This is a genomic window from Vescimonas sp. (assembly GCF_057856985.1).
Genome location: NZ_DBLZXX010000001.1, coordinates 372,075 through 395,376, shown reverse-complemented (window position 1 = coordinate 395,376; position 23,302 = coordinate 372,075). Strand labels below are relative to the sequence as shown.

At 60.8% G+C, this 23,302-nt stretch carries 18 protein-coding genes; 10 read left to right on the top strand and 8 right to left on the bottom strand.

Annotated features, from left to right (window positions below; genetic code table 11):
- Window positions 1–366 precede the first annotated feature (366 nt).
- Window positions 367–816: a nucleoside deaminase gene (locus tag ACZM22_RS01780; RefSeq protein WP_489542909.1), complete on the bottom strand. Its 450-nt coding sequence runs from the start codon at window positions 814–816 to the stop codon at window positions 367–369.
- A 95-nt stretch (window positions 817–911) separates the two neighbouring features.
- Here ACZM22_RS01780 and ACZM22_RS01775 point away from each other — a divergent pair, with 95 nt between their 5' ends.
- A complete protein-coding gene (locus ACZM22_RS01775) occupies window positions 912–1,241 on the top strand; it encodes a hypothetical protein (RefSeq protein WP_484423968.1) in 330 nt (109 codons plus the stop codon).
- Window positions 1,229–1,495 carry a pro-sigmaK processing inhibitor BofA family protein gene (locus tag ACZM22_RS01770; protein WP_489542908.1) on the top strand — a complete coding sequence of 89 codons (267 nt, stop codon included), beginning with the start codon at window positions 1,229–1,231 and terminating at the stop codon, window positions 1,493–1,495. The genes ACZM22_RS01775 and ACZM22_RS01770 overlap by 13 nt, the downstream gene beginning before the upstream one ends.
- An 8-nt stretch (window positions 1,496–1,503) precedes the next feature.
- Here ACZM22_RS01770 and ACZM22_RS01765 read toward each other — a convergent pair whose 3' ends face one another.
- The gene (locus ACZM22_RS01765) at window positions 1,504–3,240 is read right to left on the bottom strand and encodes a glycoside hydrolase family 2 protein (protein ID WP_489542907.1); all 1,737 of its coding nucleotides are present in this window, start codon (window positions 3,238–3,240) and stop codon (window positions 1,504–1,506) included.
- Between the two features lies 1 nt (window position 3,241).
- Entirely contained in the window at window positions 3,242–3,967 is a 726-nt protein-coding gene (locus ACZM22_RS01760; protein WP_483267066.1) for a tRNA 2-thiocytidine biosynthesis TtcA family protein, read from the bottom strand.
- 232 nt (window positions 3,968–4,199) lie between these two features.
- On the opposite strand from ACZM22_RS01760, the gene rplM reads away from it, so the two are divergent.
- Both rplM and rpsI read left to right on the top strand, forming a co-directional pair.
- Window positions 4,200–4,625: a 50S ribosomal protein L13 gene (rplM, locus tag ACZM22_RS01755; protein ID WP_483267067.1), complete on the top strand. Its 426-nt coding sequence runs from the start codon at window positions 4,200–4,202 to the stop codon at window positions 4,623–4,625.
- 14 nt (window positions 4,626–4,639) lie between these two features.
- Window positions 4,640–5,044, top strand: a complete 405-nt coding sequence (gene rpsI, locus ACZM22_RS01750; RefSeq protein ID WP_483267068.1) for a 30S ribosomal protein S9 — start codon at window positions 4,640–4,642, stop codon at window positions 5,042–5,044.
- A 317-nt stretch (window positions 5,045–5,361) separates the two neighbouring features.
- Here the strand turns inward: rpsI and ACZM22_RS01745 are convergent, their stop codons facing one another.
- Both ACZM22_RS01745 and ACZM22_RS01740 read right to left on the bottom strand, forming a co-directional pair.
- Window positions 5,362–6,528, bottom strand: a complete 1,167-nt coding sequence (locus ACZM22_RS01745) for a sensor histidine kinase (protein WP_489542906.1) — start codon at window positions 6,526–6,528, stop codon at window positions 5,362–5,364.
- Window positions 6,525–7,202 carry a response regulator transcription factor gene (locus ACZM22_RS01740; protein ID WP_484423962.1) on the bottom strand — a complete coding sequence of 226 codons (678 nt, stop codon included), beginning with the start codon at window positions 7,200–7,202 and terminating at the stop codon, window positions 6,525–6,527. Before ACZM22_RS01740 ends, ACZM22_RS01745 begins: the two co-directional genes overlap by 4 nt.
- Before the next feature lie 517 nt (window positions 7,203–7,719).
- Here ACZM22_RS01740 and scfA point away from each other — a divergent pair.
- The 3 genes from scfA (at window position 7,720) to ACZM22_RS01725 (ending at window position 10,649) form a co-directional block, all read left to right on the top strand.
- Entirely contained in the window at window positions 7,720–7,866 is a 147-nt protein-coding gene (gene scfA / locus ACZM22_RS01735; RefSeq protein ID WP_215688665.1) for a six-cysteine ranthipeptide SCIFF, read from the top strand.
- A 69-nt stretch (window positions 7,867–7,935) separates the two neighbouring features.
- The gene (scfB, locus tag ACZM22_RS01730) at window positions 7,936–9,324 is read left to right on the top strand and encodes a thioether cross-link-forming SCIFF peptide maturase (protein WP_489542905.1); all 1,389 of its coding nucleotides are present in this window, start codon (window positions 7,936–7,938) and stop codon (window positions 9,322–9,324) included.
- A gap of 47 nt (window positions 9,325–9,371) precedes the next feature.
- A complete protein-coding gene (locus tag ACZM22_RS01725; protein WP_489542904.1) occupies window positions 9,372–10,649 on the top strand; it encodes an aminotransferase class I/II-fold pyridoxal phosphate-dependent enzyme in 1,278 nt (425 codons plus the stop codon).
- A gap of 132 nt (window positions 10,650–10,781) precedes the next feature.
- Here ACZM22_RS01725 and ACZM22_RS01720 read toward each other — a convergent pair whose 3' ends face one another.
- Window positions 10,782–11,732: a pilus assembly FimT family protein gene (locus ACZM22_RS01720; RefSeq protein WP_489542903.1), complete on the bottom strand. Its 951-nt coding sequence runs from the start codon at window positions 11,730–11,732 to the stop codon at window positions 10,782–10,784.
- Window positions 11,733–12,108: 376 nt separating this feature from the next.
- Between ACZM22_RS01720 and ACZM22_RS01715 the strand changes: the two genes are divergently transcribed.
- The 3 genes from ACZM22_RS01715 (at window position 12,109) to ACZM22_RS01705 (ending at window position 15,359) form a co-directional block, all read left to right on the top strand.
- Complete coding sequence (locus tag ACZM22_RS01715; protein WP_489542902.1) at window positions 12,109–12,930, top strand: substrate-binding periplasmic protein; 822 nt, start codon at window positions 12,109–12,111, stop codon at window positions 12,928–12,930.
- 100 nt (window positions 12,931–13,030) lie between these two features.
- Window positions 13,031–15,085, top strand: a complete 2,055-nt coding sequence (locus ACZM22_RS01710; protein WP_489542901.1) for a response regulator — start codon at window positions 13,031–13,033, stop codon at window positions 15,083–15,085.
- A 64-nt stretch (window positions 15,086–15,149) separates the two neighbouring features.
- Window positions 15,150–15,359: a hypothetical protein gene (locus ACZM22_RS01705; RefSeq protein WP_489542900.1), complete on the top strand. Its 210-nt coding sequence runs from the start codon at window positions 15,150–15,152 to the stop codon at window positions 15,357–15,359.
- 99 nt (window positions 15,360–15,458) lie between these two features.
- Here ACZM22_RS01705 and ACZM22_RS01700 read toward each other — a convergent pair whose 3' ends face one another.
- Both ACZM22_RS01700 and ACZM22_RS01695 read right to left on the bottom strand, forming a co-directional pair.
- Window positions 15,459–21,557 (bottom strand): YDG domain-containing protein, encoded by a 6,099-nt coding sequence (locus tag ACZM22_RS01700; RefSeq protein ID WP_489542899.1) that lies wholly within the window; start codon window positions 21,555–21,557, stop codon window positions 15,459–15,461.
- Entirely contained in the window at window positions 21,449–23,113 is a 1,665-nt protein-coding gene (locus ACZM22_RS01695) for an autotransporter outer membrane beta-barrel domain-containing protein (protein WP_489542898.1), read from the bottom strand. Before ACZM22_RS01695 ends, ACZM22_RS01700 begins: the two co-directional genes overlap by 109 nt.
- Window positions 23,114–23,302 lie beyond the last annotated feature (189 nt).

The window sequence follows — 23,302 nt, the reverse complement described above, 5'->3', positions numbered from 1 at the left end:
GGCGGCCCAGCGGGCCGCACCTACACTTGCCGACGGTGGCGGCAAGTGCGCGATTTGATAATCGCCAAAATCGGTAGGCCCACCAATGTTCTCTGCCCACCACGTCAGCGGCAGCGAGGGCAGACCCATGGCCGATTCCCCGCGGAACCTTTTTCTGCCGCATCAAAATCGGCCCAAAGGAAATCCAAAAACCATTGGTTTTTGGCGGCGTTCTTTTCCCCATTTCTTCCGCTGTTGGAAGAAATGGGGCCGCCGGAGGCAAAAGCCCGAAAAAAGTGACCCGCGCTCGGAAGCGCGGAATATTCCTTTTGCCGCCGGAGGCATAAATCGCAAAATCGGCGGGGCAGAGCCCCGCCGATTTACCTCCTATTTCTCCCGCATGGCCGCGAAAAAAGCGCTCAGCAGTGCGCGGCTCTCCTGACCGCAGATGCCTCCCACCAACTGAGGCCGGTGGGGGAACGCCTCCATAAAGAGGTTCAGCACCCCGCCGCAGGCGCCCATGGCCGCGTCCCGTGCGCCGTAGAACACCCGCGCCACCCGCGCGTTGATAATGGCCCCTGCGCACATGGGGCAGGGCTCCAGCGTCACGTACAGGTCGCACCCCTCCAGCCGCCAGGAGTCCAGCGCCGCGTTGGCCTGGGCCATGGCCTCCATCTCCGCGTGGGAGTACACGGCCTGCTTCTCCTCCCGCCGGTTCCGGCCCCGTCCGATGACCTTACCGTCCTTCACAATGACGCAGCCCACCGGTACCTCGCCGTGGACCGCCGCCTCCCGTGCCAGGGCCAGCGCCTGCTCCATATAGTCCTGATGCTCCATGTCTGTCCTTTCCGGGGGAACGCTGTCGCCCCTGATTAACGCCGGTCATATTTGTCCAAACTATCCGTACACTGTACATGACGGGAGGAATCACCATGGCCAAACGACCCACCACCGATCCTGCGCTCCGCGATCTGAAGCAGGAGCTGCTCCGCACTACCGACGCTCTGAAGGACGCCTACACCCGCTTCAACTGCGTCTGCGACTCGGAGCTCATCGAAGCCAGTATCTACGAGATCAGCGCCCTGAAGGCCCGCTGCAACTACCTGCTGCGCCGCATCAAGGAGCTCAGCGGTGAGGCGGTGCCCTCCGCCATTCCCCGCGCCCGACCGGTACAGGCTGCTGCGGCGGCCGCCTCCGCGCCGGAGGAGGCCCCCTGCATGGCTGCCGGCGCCATGAAAGGAGGGGACACATGTCGCTCATAGAGAAATGCGCGCTGGGGCTGGTGCTGCTGTTTCTGCTGGTAGCCTGCCTGCGCCTGCTGCGTCAGCCGCTGAAGCTGGCGCTGCGTGTACTTATCAACAGCGCCCTGGGCTTCTGTGCCCTGTGGCTGCTGAATCTCACCACCGCCGTCACCGGCATGTCCCTGGGCCTGAACCTGTTCAACGTCCTGACCATCGGCGTACTGGGCGTCCCCGGGCTGGGCCTGCTGCTGCTTTTGAAGTGGGTGCTGATATAGCGCCCCCGTCAGAGCTTCAGCTTCCCGTTGATGCGCCGCATCCGGTCCGCGTCGGGCTTGCACACCCGCCGGTCGAACGTCAGAAGCCCGTTGACCTCATCCTCCACATCGCTGACCTGGGTATAGACTGCCGCTGACAGCCCCTGGGACGCGATGAGGGGGATGACTTCGTTTTCGTACAGCTTTTCCACCGCGTCCATCCAGCTATCCGCATCCTTATACGCCCGATAGCCGAAGGACTTCTCCGTGGTATAGTGCCCCGCCACCGGCAGGCTGTACCCGCCGAACTCCGTCAGCGCCAGAGCCCGGCGCCCGTCGTGCTTCATCCGCACAGGCTTGTAGTACACGTGATAGGAACGCAGGTCCCCCGCGCCCTGATCGTGCCAGCCGGAGGCGTGGTCGATGAGTCTCGTGGGGTCCAGTGCCCGCACCTTCTCCGCCATCTGCGCCGCGTTGAACTGGCCCCAGCCCTCGTTGAACGGTACCCACAGGCACAGGCTCACGCAGTTTCGCAGCAGCTCCACGGTGCCCTCCAGCTCCCGCTCGTACTGCCTCCGCCCCGCTTCACCGGCCCTGCCGAACCGGCGGGAGGGCGCGTCCTTAAGATGGACGCCGAGAAACGGCAGCACCTGGGTGTACAGCGGCTCAAAGCTCTCGAAGCCGGACACCATGTCCTGCCACACCAGCACCCCCAGTCGGTCGCAGTGGTAATACCACCGCAGCGGCTCGATCTTGATGTGCTTGCGCAGCATGTTGAAGCCCAGTTCCTTCATGGTGCGGATGTCGCAGACCATGGCCTCGTCCGATGGTGGGGTGTACAGTCCGTCGGACCAGTACCCCTGATCCAGCAGCCCCGTCTGGAAATACGGCTCGTTGTTCAGGGCCAGCACCTGCCGCCCCCGCTGCTCCACGAGGGAGAATTTCCGCATGCCGAAATAGCTGGCGACACGGTCCTCTCCCAGCGTGATGTCCACGTCGTACAAAAACGGGTCCTCCGGCGACCAGGGCCGCAGGTGCGCCGCCAGAATGACGGACACGCCATCGCCGTTTTCATCGGCCCGGCCCTCCGCGATCACCGTATCGCCGGCCCGCACCGTGACGCGGGCGCCCTCCGCCGCGTCCGCCTCGATGTGCCAGCGCAGCACCCCCGCGTCCAGATCCGGCGTCAGCCGGAGGCTTTTCACATAGTTCTCCGGTACGCTCTCCAGCCACACCGTCTGCCAGATGCCGCTGGTGGCGGTGTACCAGATGCCGCCCCGCTGATAGCGCTGCTTGCCCATGCCGTACACGCCGCCTGCGGCGTCGTCGGTGACGGCCGCCGTCAGCCGGTTCTCGCCGTCATTCAGCAGCGCCGTCACATCCAGGCAGAACGGCAGATAGCCGCCCTCATGGCAGCCCGCCTCCTGCCCGTTCACCAGCACGCGGCAGCACTGATCCACCGCGCCGAAGTGCAGCAGCACCCGGTTCCGCCGGAAGCCCTGCGGCAGGGTGAACGTCCGCTCGTACCGCAGCGTCTCACCGCTTCGCAGCTGGAAGCCGCAGCCGGACAGCAGGCTCTCCGGCGCAAAGGGCACCAGTATCTTTCCGGTGCCGCGGCGGGTATGCCCGTCCCCGTCCTCCACCGCGTAGTCCCACAGGCCATTGAGGCACAAATAGCTGCTGCGCACCAGCTGGGGCCGCGGGTACTCCGGCAGGGGGCACGTCTTATCCACCGTCTCGCCCCAGGGCGTATAGAGCCGCTTCATGTCACCGCTCCTCCTTCGTCAGATCCCAGCCGTACAGCGGATAGCGCTGCACCGCGCCGAACAGCTTCTTCTTCAGGTCGGGGTACCGCTCCTCCAGCGATGCGATAAGCTCCTTCACCTCCTGGCGACGGCTGTGCCCGTCCATAGGGCAGGTATTTTTCACCACCGGCAGACAGAGCTTTGCCGCCATGCGCCGAATGTCCGCCTCCTGGCAGTACAGCAGGGGCCGGATCTGGGTGATGCCCGTCCGGTCCAGATACGTCACCGGCTGGAAGCACCCCAGCCGTCCCTCGAACAGCAGGTTCATCAACAGGGTCTCCACCGCATCGTCGTAGTGGTGGCCCAGCGCGATCTTATGGATGCCCCGCTCCGTCAGGGCCGTATTCAGGCTGCCCCGCCGCAGCTTGGCGCACAGGGAGCAGGGGTTCTTCTCCTGCCGCTCCTGAAACACGATATCGTACACCGGCACCGCGATGCGGATGTACGGCACGTGCAGCTTTTCGCAGTAGTCCGCCACCGGCTCAAAGCTCATGCCCGGCATCCCCGTCTCCAGCGTGATGGCCTGCACCTCAAACGGCTTGGGGTAGAATTCCCGCAGCCGCGCCAGCGCCGCCAGCGTCAGCAGGCTGTCCTTGCCGCCGGATACGCCCACGGCCACGGTCTCTCCCGCCTCGATCATGTTGTAGTCCTCCACACAGCGCCGGACCAGGCCCAGGATATGCTGCACGCGGCATCCCTCCCGTAAAAAATGAATTTGCGTTTTAAGAAAACAAGAGAAAAGCGGAGCTATTAAGAGAAAACAGCAGATGTTCTCGCCGTAAATCAAATCAATATTGACATTCTCCCCGCGCTATGCTATAAATATCATTGCGCGTTCAGTGCGCTTTCTCTGTCCCGATTTTAGCAAGGGCACACGGAAATGTAAAGCATACATTATAATAAATTGGAGGAAGAAAACCATGTCCACTTTCATGGCAAACAAGGCCAACATCGAGCGCAAGTGGTACGTCGTTGACGCCGCCGGCAAGCCTCTGGGCAAGACCGCCGTCATCGTGGCCGACCTGCTGCGCGGTAAGGGCAAAGTCACCTATACCCCCCATGCCGACTGCGGCGACAACGTCATCGTCATCAACGCCGGCAAGGCCATCCTGACCGGCAACAAGATGGAGCAGAAGTACTATCGTACCCACTCCGGCTGGGTGGGCGGTCTGAAGGAGACCAAGTACCGCATCCTGATGCAGGACAAGCCCGAGCTGGCCATGCGCGTGGCCGTTCGCGGCATGATGCCCCGCAACATCGTCACCAAGGACTCTCTGAAGCGTCTGCACATCTATGCCGGCGAGCAGCACGATCATGCCGCTCAGAAGCCCGAGCTGGTCAAGTAAGGAGGAAAAAGAGAATGTATCAGTCCAAGAACCCCTACAAGTACGGCACTGGCCGCCGCAAGTCCTCCGTTGCCCGTGTGCACCTGTTTGAGAACGGCACCGGCTCCATCACCATCAACGGCCGCGACATCGATGAGTACTTCGGTCTGGAGACTCTGAAGATGGTGGTCCGTCAGCCCCTGAACGCCACCAACACCCTGGGCAAGGTGGACATCGTTGCCACCGTCGAGGGCGGCGGCGTGTCCGGCCAGGCCGGCGCTCTGCGTCACGGCATCAGCCGCGCCCTGCTGCTGGTGAATCCCGAGTACCGCGCCATCCTGAAGAAGGCCGGTTTCCTGACCCGCGATCCTCGTATGAAGGAGCGCAAGAAGTACGGCCTCAAGGCCGCCCGCCGCGCACCTCAGTTCAGCAAGCGCTGATCGAGTACGTTTTTACAACTCAAACGCTCAGAAAGCCCCGGAAAACTTCGTTTTTCCGGGGCTTTCTTATAACTTTTTCCTTTGATCGGCTTTGCTTTTTCACGAATTTTGGCCAAGTAAGCCGTGTTCTGCTCCTTTCAGGGAGACAAAACCCGGTTGAACCGCAGAAAAGGTACTCATCTCCGATGAAGCTTCGCTGATTGCCGCCCCGTTCTGACCTCTGTCTCTTTGTGCGCGCTTTGGCCAGCGCCGCAGAGCAGCGCGCAAGTACCTCTCCCGGTTTGGCCGTGATCAGATCCCCTGCCGGAAATACCGTCTTACTCCCTGCCGGCGTCCGCAGTCGGCGCGGACAACGGAAATGTTACGGCCAGTACGCTGCCGCTGTCAGTGCTTCTCTCCACCCAAACGCGGCCGCTGTGAAGCCGCGCGATCTCCCACACCAGCGGAAGGCCAAGCCCCGCTCCGCCAAGCTCGCGGCTGAGGGACTTGTCCACGCGGAAAAAGGGCTGGAAGATACTCTGCCAGAACTCCTGTGGGATGCCGCGGCCGGTATCCGCTACATGGATGACCACCTGCCCGTCCTGCTGCTGCACATCCACCTTCACCGTGCCGCCGGGACGGTTGTATTTGACGGCATTCTCCACCAGATTGAAGAACATACGGCAAAGCAGCATATCGCTGCCCACAACGGTAACATCCTCCCCCTCACGCAGGAGGGAAATCCCATTGCGTTCGGCCAGCGGGGCAAGGTCGGCAAAGACCTCATCGATCATGGGCGAGAGCAGAATGACATCATCGCGCGGAACGGACTGAAGATCGCTCATGTCCAGCAGCGCATGCGTGAGCCGGCTGAGCCGCTGGACTTTGTCCTGCAGGGAGGCGAGGAACGCCGCGCTTTCCGGCAGAATATCCGGATGCTCATCGGGGAAAAGCTCCAGTTGTATTTGCAGCAGCGTCAAAGGCGTGCGCAGTTCATGGGCGGCGTTGCCGACGAACTGCCGCTGAGCGTCAAAGCCGCGGCTCAGGCGCTCCAGCATTTCGTTGAGAGCGTGGGTGAGGGAGCGAAGCTCCGGCAGCGTCTCTTCGTCAAGCCGGATCTCGGAAAGGTTGCTTGTCTCCACCTGTTCTGCCTGCTGCGCAAAGCGGCGCAGCGGACGCAGCGCATGGCCGCTGACGAAATAGGCCACCATACCGCCGAGGAGCGCGATCGCCGCTGTGATGTACCAGTTCGTTGTGCGGAAACGCGCCTGCGCCCCGCTGACAACGATCGTCAAGCCTTCACCGGGCGGGATAAGCTGCGGGTCAAAGCCGGCAGTTTCTCCGCTCTCAACGGCAATGTGGTCGTAGTCCTGAAGCGAATCTGCAATGGAGTCCATATAATATACGCCGGATGAGCAGAGCAGCAGATTCATGGAAACGCAGGTAACACCGATAAGCAGGACGGTCATCAGCGTAATGCGCCATTGAAGCGACAGCACCTTCATTCTTCCGGCCCTCCCAGCAGATACCCTTCTCCGATGCGGTTATGAATAGGATCATAGCCCATCGCAGCGCGCAGCTTTTTCCGCAGCGCGGAGATGTGGACGCGGATAGAGTTGCTGAAGCCGTCCACGCTATTGTCCCAAACATGGTCGATCAGTTCCTCCTGACTGACCGGGCGGCCCTGATTGAGCAGCAAATACTCTAAAATACCGCTCTCTTTTTTGGTGAGAGAGACCGTCTTTCCATTCACCGCGGCGATGCGGCTTCTTGTGTCGAAGCGCAGCGTACCGAAGGAGAGACACACATCCGGCTGAATGAACTGCCGCTGGGTCAAGCTGCGGATCCGCGCCTCCAGCTCGGCCAGTGCAAAGGGCTTTGAGAGATAGTCGTTGGCGCCTGCGTCGAGGCCGTCCACCTTGTCGGCGGTGCCGCTGCGGGCGGAGAGGATCAGCACCCGCGTTTCGCGGTCGGTCTGCCGCAGTGTGCGCAGCACGCTCATGCCGTCCAGCTTGGGCAGGTTAAGATCCAGCAGCACCAGATCGTAGCGCTCCACCTCCAAAAGCTGCAATGCCCGCTCGCCGTCGTAGGCGAGATCTACGCTGTACCCTGACCGGCGCAGCCGGCGCGCAACGGCATCGCACAGTGTGCGTTCATCTTCAATGAGCAAAAGGCGCATGGTATGCCCTCCCTTTCCCGTGTAAGTTATCCGTAGTATAGCACATTGCAATAAAGTCTTTGTTAATTTTCCGTTCTCAACATCCGCCCCATGGCCGAAAGCGTGTCACAGGCCCCGTCCCGCTTTCGGTGCCGGATACCGGCGGCGGCAGGCTCGTCCAGATCCAGCTTCTTTTATTATACCACAGGTTTTCTCATTCTGCCGGCAATGATCGTGCTGCGTATCATATTTTTCCCTCCCTTTTGCAGGCGCTGTGCCCGCCGGCGCGTTTTACGCGCTGTTTCACAGAGTGTCCCCGTTCCGGATAACGTCGGGCCGGAACAACTGCGCCTGCGCCAAGACCCGCAAAATGGATGCGGACACGCCCAAAACGCCAAATTCGGAACACTCGATCGCCGGAATAGCTTGACTTTATGCGGATGATGTGTTAGAATTTTCCCGGCTTTTAAGGTGACTGTCTGCGGATAGTCCGCTGGGAAATCCATTAGAATTTAACAGATCGGAGATACATGTCATTATGGAAAGAATCAAGACTCTCGAGACTCGTAGCCTGTGCGACAGCGCCAAGAACGGCGGCTGCGGTGAGTGCCAGACTTCCTGCCAGTCTGCCTGCAAGACCAGCTGCGGTGTGGCAAACCAGAAGTGCGAGAACACCAGCAAGTAATCGAGCGCAATTTTCAAAAAGCTGCCGCCTGTTCAGGCGGCACTTTTTCTGTACGAGGAGAACGGAAGAATGGTACATCAGTATCAACTGAACGGCTACAACATTGTGCTGGACACCTGCTCCGGCGCCATTCATGCAGTGGACGAGGTAGCCTATGACATCATTGCACTTTACCCCGACCACACGGCGGATGAGATCGTATCGGCGATGATGGAGAAATACGGTGAGCGCGAGGATGTCACGGAGCAGGAGCTGCGGGACTGCATTGCCGATGTAGAGGCGCTGAAGCGCGCCGGGAAGCTCTATACCCCCGACACCTTCGCAGACATGGCCGGTACGTTCAAGGAGCGCTCCGGCGATGTGGTGAAGGCGCTGTGCCTGCATGTGGCGCACACCTGCAACCTGAACTGCTCCTACTGCTTTGCCAGTCAGGGCAAATACCACGGGGACCGCGCACTGATGAGCTTCGAGGTCGGCAGGCAGGCGCTGGACTTCCTGATGGATCACTCCGGCAGCCGCACCAATCTGGAAGTGGACTTCTTCGGCGGCGAGCCGCTGATGAACTGGGACGTGGTGAAGCAGCTGGTGGAGTATGCCCGCAGCGTGGAAAAGGAGCGGGGCAAAAATTTCCGTTTTACGCTGACCACCAACGGGATGCTCATCGATGATGACGTGATCGACTTCGCCAACCGTGAAATGAGCAATGTGGTGCTGTCGCTTGATGGCCGCAAGGAGATTCATGACCGGCTGCGGGTGGACTATGCAGGCAACGGCAGCTATGAGCGCATCGTGCCCAAGTTCCAGAAGCTGGTAGCGGCCAGAGGCAACAAGAACTATTACATGCGCGGCACCTTTACCCATGCCAATCCGGACTTCACGAAGGACCTGTTCCACATGGCGGATCTGGGCTTCACCGAGCTGAGCATGGAGCCGGTGGTGTGCGCGCCGGAGGACCCCGCCGCGCTGACGGCGGAGGATCTGGAGATCGTGAAGGATCAGTACGAGCTGCTGGCCAGGGATATGCTGCGTCGGGAAAAGGAAGGCAAGCCTATCACCTTCTACCACTATATGCTGGATCTGACGGGCGGCCCCTGCATTTATAAGCGGATCTCCGGCTGCGGCTCCGGCACGGAGTATATGGCCGTAACGCCGTGGGGCGACCTGTATCCCTGCCATCAGTTCGTGGGCGAGGAAGCCTACAAGCTGGGCGACATCTGGAACGGCGTGACCAATACGGCCCTGCGGGAGGAATTCCGCTCCTGCAATGCCTACGCCCGTCCTGAGTGCAATGACTGCTGGGCGAGATTCTACTGCTCCGGCGGCTGTGCGGCCAACGCCTTCCACGCTACGGGCTCGATCCGCGGCGTCTACGAGGCAGGCTGCGAATTGTTCCGTAAGCGTATAGAATGTGCCATCATGATGAAGGTGGCGGAGGATTCCTCCACGGCCAACAGCTGATGGAAACGCCCATTGCCGATTTTGTCCGGCGGTATGCGGATTCCGGGATGGTCCGTGCGCATGTGCCCGGTCACAAGGGGAAATCCCTTCTGGGCTGTGAGGCGCTGGATATCACCGAGATTCGGGGTGCAGACAGTCTGTATGAAGCGGACGGCATCATCCGGCGCAGTGAGTCCTGTGCGGGAGAGCTGTTCGGCTCCGGACGGACGGTGTACTCCACGGAGGGATCCAGCCAGTGTATCCGGGCGATGCTGTATCTGGCCCTGATCTGCGGAAACGGATCCCGGACGATCGTGGCCGCCCGGAACGTACACCGTGCGTTCCTGTACGCGGCGGCCCTGTTGGATTTTGAGATCGTCTGGCTGTGGCCGGAGCAAAGCACATCTCTCTGCAGCTGTCCCGTGTCGCCGGACGCATTGGAGCGGACGCTGACGGAGCTGCCTGCGCCGCCTGCGGCGGTCTATCTCACCAGTCCGGACTATCTGGGCGGCATGGCGGACATTTCCGCTCTGGCGGAGGTGTGCCGGAAGCACAGCACACCGCTGGCGGTGGATAACGCCCACGGCGCCTATCTGCGGTTTCTGGAGCCATCCCGCCACCCGCTGGATCTGGGTGCAGCTCTGTGCTGCGATTCGGCGCACAAGACGCTGCCGGTGCTGACCGGCGGCGCGTACCTGCACATCAGCCGTGCAGCGCCGGCGTCTCTGCGGGAGAACGCAAAAACGGCGATGGCCATGTTTGGCTCTACCAGCCCGTCCTATCTGACTCTGGCGTCGCTGGATCTGTGCAACCGCTATCTGTCGGATGGGTACCGGGAACGCCTGCGGGAGATGTGCGTGTATCTGGACGAAGCGCGGAAGGCGCTGACAGCTGCCGGATGGCAGATAGAGCCGTCAGACCCGCTGCGCCTGACTATCAAGGCGCCATCCGGTATGACCGGCGGACAGCTGGCAGACCGTCTGCGGGAGAATGGCGTAGAATGTGAATACGCCGATCTGGACTTTCTGGTGCTGATGCTGACGCCGGAGAATCGTGCCGCGGATATTGAACGGATCCTCCATGCTTTCGGAACAAACGATGCCGTTTATGTGCCGCAGCCGACGCTTCCGCCGGCCCGTGGGGAGCGGGTATGTTCCGTGCGGGAGGCACTGCTTGCCCCGCGGAAGACCATACCGGCGGCGCAGTCGCTGGGACGGGTCTGCGGTGCGCCTACCGTTGGATGTCCGCCTGCGATCCCCATCGCGGTGTCCGGTGAGCGAATTGGCCGGGAGGCTCTGGCGCTATTCCGCCGGTATGGCGTGGAGCAGGTGGAGGTCCTGTGCTGAAAACGTTTTTTGAAAGAAATCAAGACCGCAAATCTGAACACAGACAAACCGCAGACCCGGCAATTCTGTCGGATCTGCGGTTTTCCTTGATAGCGGGCCGCGCAGTAAAGAGGACGCTGACTTTTTGCAGCCTTACCCTCTTGAGCTTTCACGAACCTCGTCGTATTTTGTATTGTTCAGGGCCGTTATGTATGCATCGTAGGCATCTTCCAGTGTGAGATACTCCGTGCCGGCATCCAAAACCTTCTTATACTGGTCGGTGTACTGATTCACGAAGAGACTTTTTGAGATCGCAACATAACCGACTCCTTTTTTATCTGTTCGCTGACCCGTCGTGGTTTCGGAAACATAGTATTTTCCGTCACCGGTTTGAATGAGTACAGGGATCTGCTTTCCGGCGCCGACCTTGTTTGTGTTGAAGGAAGTCCAGAAAAGGTAACGCTTTGCATTCTGCCCCTCGCGCCCATCTCCCAAAAAGGCCCAGGTGCAGTCTCCCTGCTGCAGAAGGCTGTTATTCATCTTTGCAAGCTCAGCTTCAATGCCCGGGATATAGGCTGAGTTCGGGCAGCGGGAGTCCAGTTCAAAGTTCTTATTTTCGGCAAGCATGTCCGATTTCCAAAAATCCGTCGCATACAGTAACGGCGAAAAATAATCCCTTATGCTGGTATCAAACGGGTAATCCGGCTTGGACGGCGCTGCCGTGCCGCTCCATGTGAGCACCACGCCGCAGCTCTCATCGTAAGAAACGACACAGCTTCCTCCCGGCGTGGCCACGCCTATCCAGTTGTCCGTGTCGCCCTGCCCTCTGGAGTGAACGATGCCGCCGATGTTTACAGGGTCTACCGACTGCCAGTCGGCCTTTTTTTGCTTCAACTTGACTGTGACCGCAGCATCGGTGTCTCCCAACATAGCCTCTGCGGAGACCTGCGCATACGCGGCGCGCACATTGGCGAGGTCTGTCACTTCCCGGCCCTTTTCCAGTTGAGAGGAAAACATCGGGATCGCGATAGCGACCAGTACGGAAATAATCGCGATCACGATCAATAACTCCATCAAGGTAAATCCCCTGTCATTTTGCTTCATAGTACTCTTTGCCTTTCCCCAACGCATCGTACGGTATCCGATGCCGGCAAGGCGGGACGCCATGCCGGAGCAGCAGCCTGCGCCTTTATTCCGCGCGCAGCTCCTTCTTTTTCTCCGGCTTTTCCCGCAAATGCGCCGCCGTTCCGTTTTATAGATCTATAAACAACGATCCGTCCCGCCATTATAGTCGCTTTATCCGCAAATTTCAACGCATTTTCGAAATAGCTCGAACCCTTTTTCGCCGAATCGGGGAAATTCCGCGGCGATGGCCGCAGCAATATCGCGTAAATGGCACACCGAATATTGCTATTTGCCGGAATCAATGTATAATAACTTATGCAAATGATCGAAGGCGGAAATTGAGGGAATCGTACTGATGAAACACACCAAAACACTTATTTTACTTATTCTGTCCGTTCTGCTTGTGACCGGAGCGCTCTGCGGCTGCGCGGCGCAGACAGCAGGGCAGCCGGATGTATCGTCGCTGCCGCAGATCACCATCGGCAGCGACACCTATCCGCCCTTCGTCTATCTGGACAATAACGGCGATCCAACCGGTATCGATGTGGAGATCGCAGCCGAAGCTTTCCGGCGGATGGGCTATCAGGCGGTGTTTACGACCATTGACTGGGAGCAGAAAAGGGCGCTGCTGGATAGCGGGGAGATCGACTGCATTTGGGGCTGCTTCTCCATGGACGGGCGTGAGCAGGATTACCAATGGGCCGGCCCCTACATGGTCAGCCGGCAGGTCATCGCCGTCAATGCAGCAAGCGATATTTACGCCATGAGCGACTTGAATGGCAAGACCATTGCCGTACAATCCACCGGCAAGCCGGAGGAGATCTTTTTGGAAAGCGGAGAGCCGGATATCCCTCAATTCGAGGATATTATCAGTCTGGAAGATCGGAGCGTACAGTATGCGACGCTGGACTGCGGCTATGTGGATGCCATTGCCGCCCACGAAACAACCATTTTGCAGTATATGGCGGATTACGGCGCGGACTTCCGTATTCTGGAGGAGCCGCTGCTGATCACCGGAATCGGCGCGGCCTTTTCCGTCAACGATAACCGCGGTCTTGCGCAGGAGCTGACGGACACCTTTGCGCAGATGCGTCAGGATGGGACCATGCAGGAGATCGTCGGCAGATATCTGGAGCATCCCGAGACCTATCTGGAGGTGGAATGCCTTGAACAGTAATCATTTGCAGACTATTTTCGGCAAAAAATTCTGGCTCGTCTGCATTGCTGTGGGGATTTCCCTCTTTGGAGCCGTTTTCGCGCTTTCCAGGCGGGCGGATATGCAGAATTGCGAGCAGCGGCTGACGGGAGTAATGGAATTTATCAAGGCGCAGTCCGCCGACTATACGAAGTACAACGATACTGCCGTTGCGAAAAGCCTTGTGCGTGAGGCTGCCGCCATCAGCGCGCTGGAGGATCTCTCCCTCGACTGCGATGAGGCGGCGCTGTCGGAGTACGCCAGAATGCTGTGGCTTACGGGCATTTCTGTGCTGGACGCGCAGGGCGATCTGGTATGCGAGTACACGGAGAATGGCACCGGCTACGCGCAGCTTCAGTCCGGCATCAAATTGGAGCCGATCCTCAGCGTCATCGACTACCCGCAGAAGACCTATGTCAAGCGCGTGGAGCTGGGCGGGGACAATTTTGTCAATGTTGCTGTCCACGGCTGCGCTGACGGCACGGGTGTGGTGCTGGCCTATCGCTATATCCCGGCAGAGTTTTCAGAAAAATCCGTTCTGTCCATTCAGGACCTGTTAGATGGCTATGAGGTCAGCTCCACGGGGACTCTTCTGGTAGCGGAGGATAACCAGGCAGCGGCCTCCAACGATCCCACTCTGATCGGTATGAACATCTTTGAAAATGAACGGCTCATGTCGATCCGGAGAAGCGGCCATGCGGATAAGCTGATCCGCGTATACGCGCCGAAGGGCATCGAGCAATGCTATGGAATGTATAGCCACGGACAGGACTATTACCTCTATGCCTATGTTCCCGCCCGTCAGGTCTATACCCTCACCGTGATGAATCTGGTGATCACGCTGGTCATGTATATCCTGATCCTGGCGCTTGTGCAGGTCTTCCGCTGGAACTCCGCAAGGGATTTCTTTATACAGCAGGAGCACTCTGAGCAAGAATACAGGAAGTCTCTCGAACAGAAAAACATCGCACTCCAGCTTGCCGTTCAGCGTGAAACCAAGGCCAATCTCGCCAAGCGGGAGTTCCTGTTTAATATGTCCCACGACATCCGAACGCCCATGAATGCCATCATCGGCTTCACCGCGCTGGCGCAGACGCACATCGACGACCGCGGTCAGGTAGAGGACTATCTGAAAAAGATATCCGTTTCCAGCCAGCATCTTCTGTCCCTTATCAACGATGTGCTGGATATGAGCCGCATTGAGAGCGGAAAGGTCACGCTGGAAGCAAAGCCGGTGCATCTGCCGGAGCTGGTGCATGAGCTCAGGGATATCATACAGGCCGTTGTTTCCAAAAAGGATCTCTCCCTTACCCTCGATACCGTTGGCGTGGAAAATGAGGATGTCATTGCCGATCCGCTGCGGCTTGAACAGATCCTGATCAATGTTCTGGCAAACGCCGTGAAGTTCACGCCGGACGGCGGGCAGATCGGCCTGTGGATCGTGCAGAAGGATACGGCTCCGGCGGGCTATGCCGATTTTGAATTCCACATCAAGGATAACGGCATCGGCATGAGCGAGGAGTTCCAAAAGCACATTTTTGAGCAGTTTGCCAGAGAAAGGACCTCCACCGTCAGTAAGATACAGGGTACGGGGCTTGGCATGGCCATCACGAAAAGTCTGGTGGATATGATGGGCGGCAGGATCACGGTGAAAAGCGAACAGGGGAAGGGCTCGGAATTTACCATTTCTCTGCGCTTCCCCATCGGCGAGGCGAAAACAGGACAGACGCCGCCCGCCGCAAAAGCTTCCGCCTTTACCGGAAAGAAGCTTCTGGTGGTCGAGGATAACGAGCTGAATCTGGAGATCGCGTCAACGCTTCTTAAAGAAGCGGGCTTTGAGGTAGATACTGCGGAAAACGGAAAGATTGCCGTTGAAAAGGTCGAAGCAGCCTCTGCCGACCGGTATGATCTGGTCCTGATGGATATTCAGATGCCGGAGATGGATGGTTATGAAGCGACCCGCCGGATCCGTGCGCTTCCGGATGCGAAGAAGGCGGCGCTCCCCATTGTGGCCATGACCGCCAATGCGTTCGAGGATGATCGGAAAAACGCATTGCATGCCGGCATGAACGGCCATATTGCCAAACCGCTGGATATTCAAAAGCTGTTTCAGGTATTGTCGGAGCTGTTGAAATAAGCCATGGTCGGTATAGACGGCAAACCGAGCTATGCGGGCATGGGCAAAAAGGATAGGTGAACGAATGAAGATCATATATGAACTTTCCTGGCTGTGGGAAACGCTGGGCATCGCATTGATAGCGGCGGCTGTTTGTGTGGTCGGTGCTATGCTGATATGCAGGGCAAAAAAGAAAAAGCTCAGCAAGCGGAGCGCCGTAGTTATCGGAATTGCCGCCTTTATCATTGCCATCATAGCAGTTATTGAGATCGCCCGGATTCCGATGCCGCTTTGACGAAATGGGAGGCGTTGATATGGGCTATGCCGGCAGGGCGGGGTAAAATACCCCGCCCTGCCGGCATGTTATCCGATTTTCCCCGCGGGAGGGAATGGGTTATTCCTCTTCCTTCCGTCTGGCGCGGGTGGTGAGCATCACCAGAGCACTGCCGCTGACCAGCAGCGCCGCGGCCATGCCGCCCATGGGGAAGCCGTCGCCGGTAGCGGCGCTGGTCACGCCGGCCTTACCGCCGGAGGTAACGGCCCGGGCGCTGTCCCGTCGGAAGGAGACGGAGGCGCTGCCGTCGTCGGAGACGATGGTGATGGTGCGCTCGCCGAAGGCCAGCGTGCGCAGGAACTGTGCGCGGAACGTGACGATCAGCCTGCCGCCATCGGGATCAGCCGTCACCTCGTAGTTGGCGGGGTCCACCGTCACGCCGTCGATCTGCACGGTGAAGTCGCCATACTCCTGGCGGAAGGTAACGCCCAGCGTCTTGTCGCCGGGTCTCCATACCCTCACATCGCCCACGATGCGCAGACCGATGGCGGGCAGGATGGTGTCCCCACGGGTGATCTCTCTGCCGGCAGCGGCGTCCAGATAATACTTGCCGCAGCCGGAGCAGTACCAGTATTCGATGTTGCCGTCGGCGGTGGAGGTGGCGTTGACCTTGTCCACGCGGCGCAGCAGGCCGCCGTGGTTCCCGGGTGCCGGATCGCCGAAGCTTTCGCCGCAATATCTGCACACCGCAGGAGCCTTGCAGGAGGCGGGAGTGCCCACAGTGTGGCCGTTGTTGACCGTGATCTGCACCTGGGTGCTGTTGCCGGCCCGATCGGTGGCCACAATGGTGTGGAGCTGGCTGTCCGCCTCAATGATATAGGTACTCCCCGCGGCGCGGCCGGGGGCGCTGACAGCCGCTGTGCCGTCCACGGTGACGGTATCCAGATACGCATCGGTGACGGTGAAGGTCACGCTGCCGCAGTAGACCGCGCCGTCGTCCACACCGGCGATGACCGGCGCGGCGGCATCCAGCACCACGCCGTCGGACCGCAGATAGGTGACGTTGCCCGCCGCATCGGTGATCCGTGCATAGGCGATGAGCCTGTCATTGGGGGTGATGGCCACAGGCGCAGTGTAGGGCTGGAAGGTCATGCCGTCCAGCTGTGCCGCGGTATAGTCCTCCTCACTGAGCAGGTACTCGATGGCCGTCACACCGCTGGCCTCGTCCGCCGCCGTCATCGTCACGGTCTGCCGGCTCTTGTAGAACAGGTCAAAGCTGATGGTATTCCAGAAGCTCTGCCACGCGTTGCGCTGGTCAATGCGGATCTCGCCGGTGGGATCGGTCTTGTCGATCTTGTAGGTGAGGGTGACGGACTCGGAGATATAACCGTCCGCCGTGTTCTTCACATAGAAGGTCAGGCTGCCGGTGCCCGTCTCATCGGAGCGGGTCAGGCTGCCGCGCCAATCGCCGTTGGCGGTATTGGTGCCGGACACCTGCCAGCCGTCCGCCGCCGTCACCATGAAGTCCTGATTCGTCCACTGGCCGGTGCTGGCGGTATACTCCGCGCCGGTGGCGGTATACGCCTTGATGCTGGCGGTGATGCCGGCGGGCTGGGTCAGGCTGTAATTGCCGGCTTTGCCGTTGGCGCTGTCGGCGATGGTAAACTCGGTAAAGCTGACGGGAATGTTATCGCCCGCAGCCACCGTGTCGAAGGTCGGCGTGCCGCAGCGGAGCATCAGTGTCTCGCCGTCCGCCAGATTCACCAGCGTGGGCGTGCCCTCGATGGCGGCGGTGTTGAGCCCGTCATAGAGCTTGTCGCGGACGGTCAGACTGCCGATGCTCAGCGGACGCGCCGTGATGGCGGCGCTGCCGGAAATGGGCTGCGCGGCCAGACGATAGTTGGCCGCGTCGCTGCCCGCCAGAGCGAAGCCCGTAAAGGTCACGGTCCTTCTGCCCACGTCGGGACTGTCCGCCTTGGCCTGCCCCATCACCACGGACAGGTCGTCGCCGCTGATCTTGCCCACCATCGCCCTCTCGGGATAATAGTACATGCACACGATGGCCGTGCTGCCGTCGTAGGTCTTGTCCTCCAGTGCAGGGGTGTGGAGCTGTATATCCTTCTTGCTGATGGTAAAGGTCCCCGTCTTTTCAATACGGTCGTAGTGCTCCGTCTCCGCCACGGTCAGCCGCACGTTGTAGGTACCGGCGTCCTCGGGCGCTGCGGTGGTATAGGCGCCGGGGTCCGCGCCGTCGGGCTTGAACTCCCATGTCATGACGCCGTCGCTCTCCGTATTGGCGAAGGGCGTCACAGGCTCGCTGTCATAGATCTTGTCCATGGAGGCGATGTCAGCGTCCACAGTGGATCTGCCCACGGTCAGCACCACGGTGGTGGAGGCCGGCGCCTGATTGTCGCCGCCGGAGACATAGGTCTCGCCCAAGGGGTCATAGGACACGGTCAGGGTGTAGCTGCCCGCCGTCAGCGCCGTCAGGAAGCTGTTGGTCAGGGTGATGGCCAGCTGGCCGTTGGCGGATGCGCCGATCCGATACTCCGTATCCCTTACCAGCGCTCTGCTGCCCATGGTGATGCTTCTCACCGTGCTGCCGTTGTCCTTCACATGGAATACGCAGTCGTCCGCGGAGGCTTCAGCGAAGCTGACGCGCTCCGTGATCTGCTCCGCGTCGGTGTAGACCACCATGCCGTCGGCATTGACCACGGTAACGTTGCCCTCCCGGTCGATGGCCTTCACATAGAGAAAGCCCTTGCTGTTGGGAGCCACGGTAAAGCTGCCCCTGCCGTCGGTGTCCAGCGTCAGCGCCGTCCAGCCGTCGGCGGCTCCGGCGTCGGCTTCCTTGGTAAAAGCCGTGCCGCTCAGCAGGTACTCCGCCTTGTCCAGCCCCGCGCCCACATCGGCGGCGGTGACGCTGACCGTCTGTGTCTCCTTGAAGAACAGGCCGAAGGAAATACGGTTCAGGAAGTTCCTGAAGCTGCTGTTCCGGATGGTGATCTCCGCCGTGGGCGGCGTGTTGTCGTATGCGCCCACGATGCGCAGCAGGCTGTTGTTGAAGTCTGCCGTCACCTGAACGGTGTAGCCGGCGGCGTCGCTGCCGGTAAATCGCTGCTTTGTGGTCAGCGCACCCTGCTCCAGCTCCAGGCCGTCCTCGCCGGTGTAGCCCGGCAGCATGGTGACGCGGAGGGTGTAGGTCTGGCCGCTGCGCACCGCTCTTGTCAGGTCTGCCTCCTCCACGGCCACGCCCACATGGCTGGAAATACGCATATCTACCAGACGGTAGAGGGTGAACGTCACGGTGGCCACGTTGCCCGCTTCGTCGGCGGCGGTGATGGTCACCGGCTTGCCATCGCCCTCGCTCAAGGGCAGCTCATACCGGCCGCCCGCGTCGGGGCGCACCTCTGCGGCTGTGCCGCTGCCGTAGGACACGGTCACCTTTACCTCATTGGCGTCCGTCACGGTGTAGATCACGTTGTCCGTCACGTCCATGACCTGCCGTCCGTTCTCGGTCTTGAGCGCCGCGCCGTTCAGGAAGTCGATCACCGGCGCGGCAGTATCCGTTTCGCTGACGTCGCCGCAGCCGCACTTCTTCTCATGGGTAGCGGTGTCCCATTCATAGCTGTGGTTGGAATGGGGTCTCACCGTGTAGCCCTGGCTCATCAGGCTGTTCACATAACCGTTTTCCAGATGCTCGATCCCAAAGTAGGCATAGCCGGTCTTCAGCATATCCTTCAGCAGCTGGTCGCCGCCGCACTCGAGACCGCCATACTCGCCGCCGGACAGCTCACCCTTCGCGCCGATACCAAATTCCACGTTGCTGCGGAACTTACCGGCAGAGGCCACCAGCTTGCCGCCGTCCCCGACCATAACCGCATTTCGGAACTCAGGCTCGCCGCTCTGCGCAGTCACGGTGAGCACACCGCCGCTGAGCACTTCGGTCTGATTTTCAACGGTGACGCTGCCGGTCAGTCCGACCGTACCGGCTTGCATCGTTATACGGCTTATCGTACCGCCGGTCACCACCGCCGCCGGAGTGCCGTCCCTGGTCTGGAGATGCCCCATGGCCGCGCCGTTGGCGGTCAGCTTAGCGCTGCCGTACAGCTCCACATCGCGCAGCACGGTACCGTTGACGGTCAGGTCCGCCGTGTCCCTGACCTGCATATTGCAGGATACCTCGCCGCCCGAAAGGATCACCGCCGCGCTGCCGCCGGCTGTGAAGGCGGTATCGCCGGCCTTATGGCCGTTGAGGTCCAGCGTGAACTTGCCGCCGTTGATGCTTACATCCTCCGCCGCGTCCTGATACAGCCTGACGGTATACAGGGCGGCGTCCTGCACGCCGGCAGAGAGGGTCTTGACTGCGGCCAGCGCCTCGCTCAGTGTCTTGTACCAGTCAACGCTGGCGCCGCTGCTGACGGAGGCCGTGAAGCTCTCGCCGCAGGCGCAGGTGCCGTCGCCGCGGATGCTGTGGACGTGACTGATGACCTTGACGTTGGTCAAATTGTCGGTTTTCCCCTGAATGAACTCGCTTATGTCGGCCCTGTAATAGACATAACCGCTCTTCAGCAGCTCGCTCAGCGTGCGGCCGGCAGCGATGCCAAGCTTTTTGTATGTACCGCCTGCCAGCTCGCCGACGGCCTCCTCCGCAAATTCCAGCAGTCCGTTGAATTTGGCTGTGGAATTGGGAACGACCGTCATCCTGGCGCCGCCCCCGATGCGGACGTCCCCATCAAAGACGGGGGCCTCCCGCACGCTCAGCTCGCCGCCGTCCACGTTGACCTGACCGGTGACTTTCGCGTTGAAATGGACACGGACCTCACCGCCCGTCATATCGATGGTGCCCACGGTGCCGCCGTTCATGATCAGCAGCGCGTTGGCGCTCTCCACCTTGAAGGCCGACGCGCTGGCGTCGGGATAGAATTGCACGTTGGCGCTGCCCTGCAGCGTGATCCTGCCCAGCCCCTCCGCAGCGCTGACGGTCAGCGATGCACTGCTGACGGTCACGTCAGATACCAGCTTGCCGTTCTGGATGCCGATATCGGTCGTGCCGCTGATGGCCAGGCCGCTGGGCACGGTGGCCGTCTTGCCGTTGAGATCCAGCGTAAACTTGCCGCCGGTGATGCGCACATCCTCCGTCACATCCCGATGCAGCCTGACGGTGTAGCGGCTGGCGTTCTGCGCGTCGGCAGAGAGGGCCTTGACCTCGGCCAGCGCCCCGTTGAGCGTGTCGTATCCGGTGACCTCGCCCGCCGCGTCGGTCAGGGTAGCCACGAACTGGTACTGGCAGGTGCCGCATTTTCCGTTCGCATCGATGTCGGGGTGGCCGCAGGGCTCCAGCGTCACGTTGAAGACCCGGGACTCCGCCCGATAGCCGTGGAACGTCAGCTGGAGCTGGTACTGGCCGGTTTTCAGCGCGGTATTGCTGCTTACCGTAACGGTGCCGTTCCCGTCGCTGCTGACCTTAGGCGCATCCGCTGTCGACCACCCATCGATGGCGCTGGCGCGGTAATAGAGCTTGGCGTCGAATACCCAGCTCATGGCGCTGTCATACGCCGCCGTTACCTTCAGGCTGGGAATAGCGGGCGAGGTCTCGTAGACGGTCAGTGTGCCGCTCGCCGGTGTCTGCTGGATGATGCGCAGGGGCGCATCCACCACCTCGACCTCATGCAGCCGCTTCTGGCCGGCCACGGACGTCGTATCCGCGTTGCTGTCATCCTGCCAGGCATCTGTGCCCATCACCGACCGGTACGCTTTGCCCTCGCCCAGCAGATCCATCACGTTCTCATTCGGATCCATCAGGGTGATCATGCCGAAGTAGCCGCCGTTGAGCAGCAGCGTGCCGCCATCCCGCTGCACGATGCCGCCGCCGAATTTGCCGCTCTCAACGATGATCCTGCCGCCCTCTGCGGCGTTGGGCACGCACGGCTGCCCCACCTTGATGGACGCGCTGTCCGTCAGGGTCACCTCGGCGGTCTGTGCCGCGAAGAAGTTGTTCTCAGCCACCGTCAGCTTCCTGCCGTTGAAGTCGATGGTAAAGGTGCCCGCCGCGATGGTGTAGTTCGCTTCCACCGCCGCATCCGCCAGCATCCTCACGGTGCTGCCGTTCAGACGCGCCGCCGCGTTGACGGCTTCCTCGAAGGTCCCATAGCCGTGGTCACACCGGCGGCGTCCGTCACCGTTGCCGCCGCCACCTCCGCGCCGCAGTTGTTGCACTTGCCGTTGGTAACGCCCGCTCTGTGGTCGCAGACGGTGACCACCAGACTCTGCGCCGGAACGTCATTCCTGACATAGGTGCTGTTGAGGAACTTGTATCCATCGGTCACGTTGTCAAAGTCCCGATAGGCCTCGCTGCCCTTGATGGACACCGTGTCCGGTGTGAACGCCGCGCGGCTGGCAGCGGTGCCGCCGGCAGCCTTGAAGCTGGCGACTCCGCTGAGCCCGATGGTGAGCTCGCCCATGTCCGTATGGTTGACGCCGTAGCTTATGACCGTCCCACCGTCCAGCCGCTCGGGATTGCCGATAGCGGTCACGCGGCCCGTGCCGTTGACGAACAGATTCGCCTCGCTGGCGTCCATCATATTGATACCGGCGCTGAAGCCGTTGGTCTCATTGGCGGAGGACCCGTTTGTCAGCTGGCCGCCGTTGGCGTTCAGCACGCCGCCGCTGTTGACCGTCACCTCACTGCGGCTGGTCATCTGCAGGCCGACGCTGGCAAAGCTGTCGCCGCAGGGAGCCACGCCGCCGCTGGCGTTCACCGCGGCATTTTCAATGACCGCGTTATTGCCCAGATAGATACCGCCGCTGATGGGCTTGATGCTGGAATTGAGATCCTGCACCGCCGTGCCGCCGGTGGCGTTCAGCACGCCGCCGTCGGAGACGCTCACGCTGTTGCCGGACACGCCGTAGCTCTGGAGGCCGCGGCCGTCGGTGGCGGTGACGGTGCCGTTCTTCACGGTCACGTCGCCGAAGATGCCGTAGCTGATGCCGGCGCTTCCGGCGCTGCCGCCGTCCGCGACCAGCTCCGCGCCGCCGTCCACATAGACAGCACCCTTCACGCCGCAGCTGTCCTTGGCCTTTACGTTGCCGATGCCGCTGCCGTTGGCCGTCACCCTCGCGCCCTGCTCCACGCGCAGCGTATTGCCGCCCATGTAAATGGCCGCGCCGCTGGTGCCGTTGTCAGAGCTGGTACCGTAGTAGTTGACGGTCAGCTCGCCGCCCGTGTACGCATCATATGCATGCGCAACGGTCAAATTGCCTTCCGCGCGCCAGCCCAGACCGTTGACAGTCAGCGCGGCGTCCTGCCCCAGCCCCACCGTCACATCGCCCTTGGACCACACGGCGCACTCGTTGGCGCCGCCGCCTGTGATGCTGCACTCGCCCACCACCTCCACGGTGGCGCCGGCCGGCAGGATCAGCGCATTGGAGCCATCGGCCTCGATCTGCACCTTGTACAGATACAAATGGTTCGCGCCGGCGACCCATCGGTATCCGCCGTTGGCATCCAGGGAGACCTGGTTCTCTCCCGTGGTCAGGTCAAGGCAGGTGACCTTCTTCACCGCGCCTGTCTGCGCCGCCGCGACGCTTTTGACGTCCCGGGTCACGGTGTAGGTGTCGCTGCCGCCCCGCTTCTGCTCCGTCCGTGTCTGGCCGGACGCGGCGGGCAGGTTCTCCGCCATCGCCGCCCACGCCGTGGCGGGCAGCAGGGAAAATACCATCACCGCCGCCATCGCCACCGACAGGAGCCGTTTTTTCAAACTGCTGTTGTTCATCTCACTTCTCCTTCTTGCCCACTTGACTGCCTGCTCTTCACTTCTCTTTCTTGCTCATTTGGCTGCTTACGTCTCTCATCTGACCGATGCATCAGGTGCAAAATTTGTATCCGGCTGCCGGAAGGAATGATGATCGTCCAGATCGGTTAATTATCATTTTACCACGGGGATCGCGCAGAAGCAACATTT

Coding starts and splice junctions, on each gene's coding strand:
- scfA (WP_215688665.1), top strand. CDS start 7,720: ATGGAAAGAATCAAGACTCTCGAGACTCGTAGCCTGTGCGACAGCGCC.
- ACZM22_RS01715 (WP_489542902.1), top strand. CDS start 12,109: ATGAAACACACCAAAACACTTATTTTACTTATTCTGTCCGTTCTGCTT.
- ACZM22_RS01775 (WP_484423968.1), top strand. CDS start 912: ATGGCCAAACGACCCACCACCGATCCTGCGCTCCGCGATCTGAAGCAG.
- ACZM22_RS01695 (WP_489542898.1), bottom strand. CDS start 23,113: ATGAACAACAGCAGTTTGAAAAAACGGCTCCTGTCGGTGGCGATGGCG.
- rplM (WP_483267067.1), top strand. CDS start 4,200: ATGTCCACTTTCATGGCAAACAAGGCCAACATCGAGCGCAAGTGGTAC.
- ACZM22_RS01770 (WP_489542908.1), top strand. CDS start 1,229: ATGTCGCTCATAGAGAAATGCGCGCTGGGGCTGGTGCTGCTGTTTCTG.
- ACZM22_RS01780 (WP_489542909.1), bottom strand. CDS start 816: ATGGAGCATCAGGACTATATGGAGCAGGCGCTGGCCCTGGCACGGGAG.
- ACZM22_RS01740 (WP_484423962.1), bottom strand. CDS start 7,202: ATGCGCCTTTTGCTCATTGAAGATGAACGCACACTGTGCGATGCCGTT.
- ACZM22_RS01725 (WP_489542904.1), top strand. CDS start 9,372: ATGGTCCGTGCGCATGTGCCCGGTCACAAGGGGAAATCCCTTCTGGGC.
- rpsI (WP_483267068.1), top strand. CDS start 4,640: ATGTATCAGTCCAAGAACCCCTACAAGTACGGCACTGGCCGCCGCAAG.
- scfB (WP_489542905.1), top strand. CDS start 7,936: ATGGTACATCAGTATCAACTGAACGGCTACAACATTGTGCTGGACACC.
- ACZM22_RS01765 (WP_489542907.1), bottom strand. CDS start 3,240: ATGAAGCGGCTCTATACGCCCTGGGGCGAGACGGTGGATAAGACGTGC.
- ACZM22_RS01710 (WP_489542901.1), top strand. CDS start 13,031: ATGCAGAATTGCGAGCAGCGGCTGACGGGAGTAATGGAATTTATCAAG.
- ACZM22_RS01705 (WP_489542900.1), top strand. CDS start 15,150: ATGAAGATCATATATGAACTTTCCTGGCTGTGGGAAACGCTGGGCATC.
- ACZM22_RS01720 (WP_489542903.1), bottom strand. CDS start 11,732: ATGAAGCAAAATGACAGGGGATTTACCTTGATGGAGTTATTGATCGTG.
- ACZM22_RS01745 (WP_489542906.1), bottom strand. CDS start 6,528: ATGAAGGTGCTGTCGCTTCAATGGCGCATTACGCTGATGACCGTCCTG.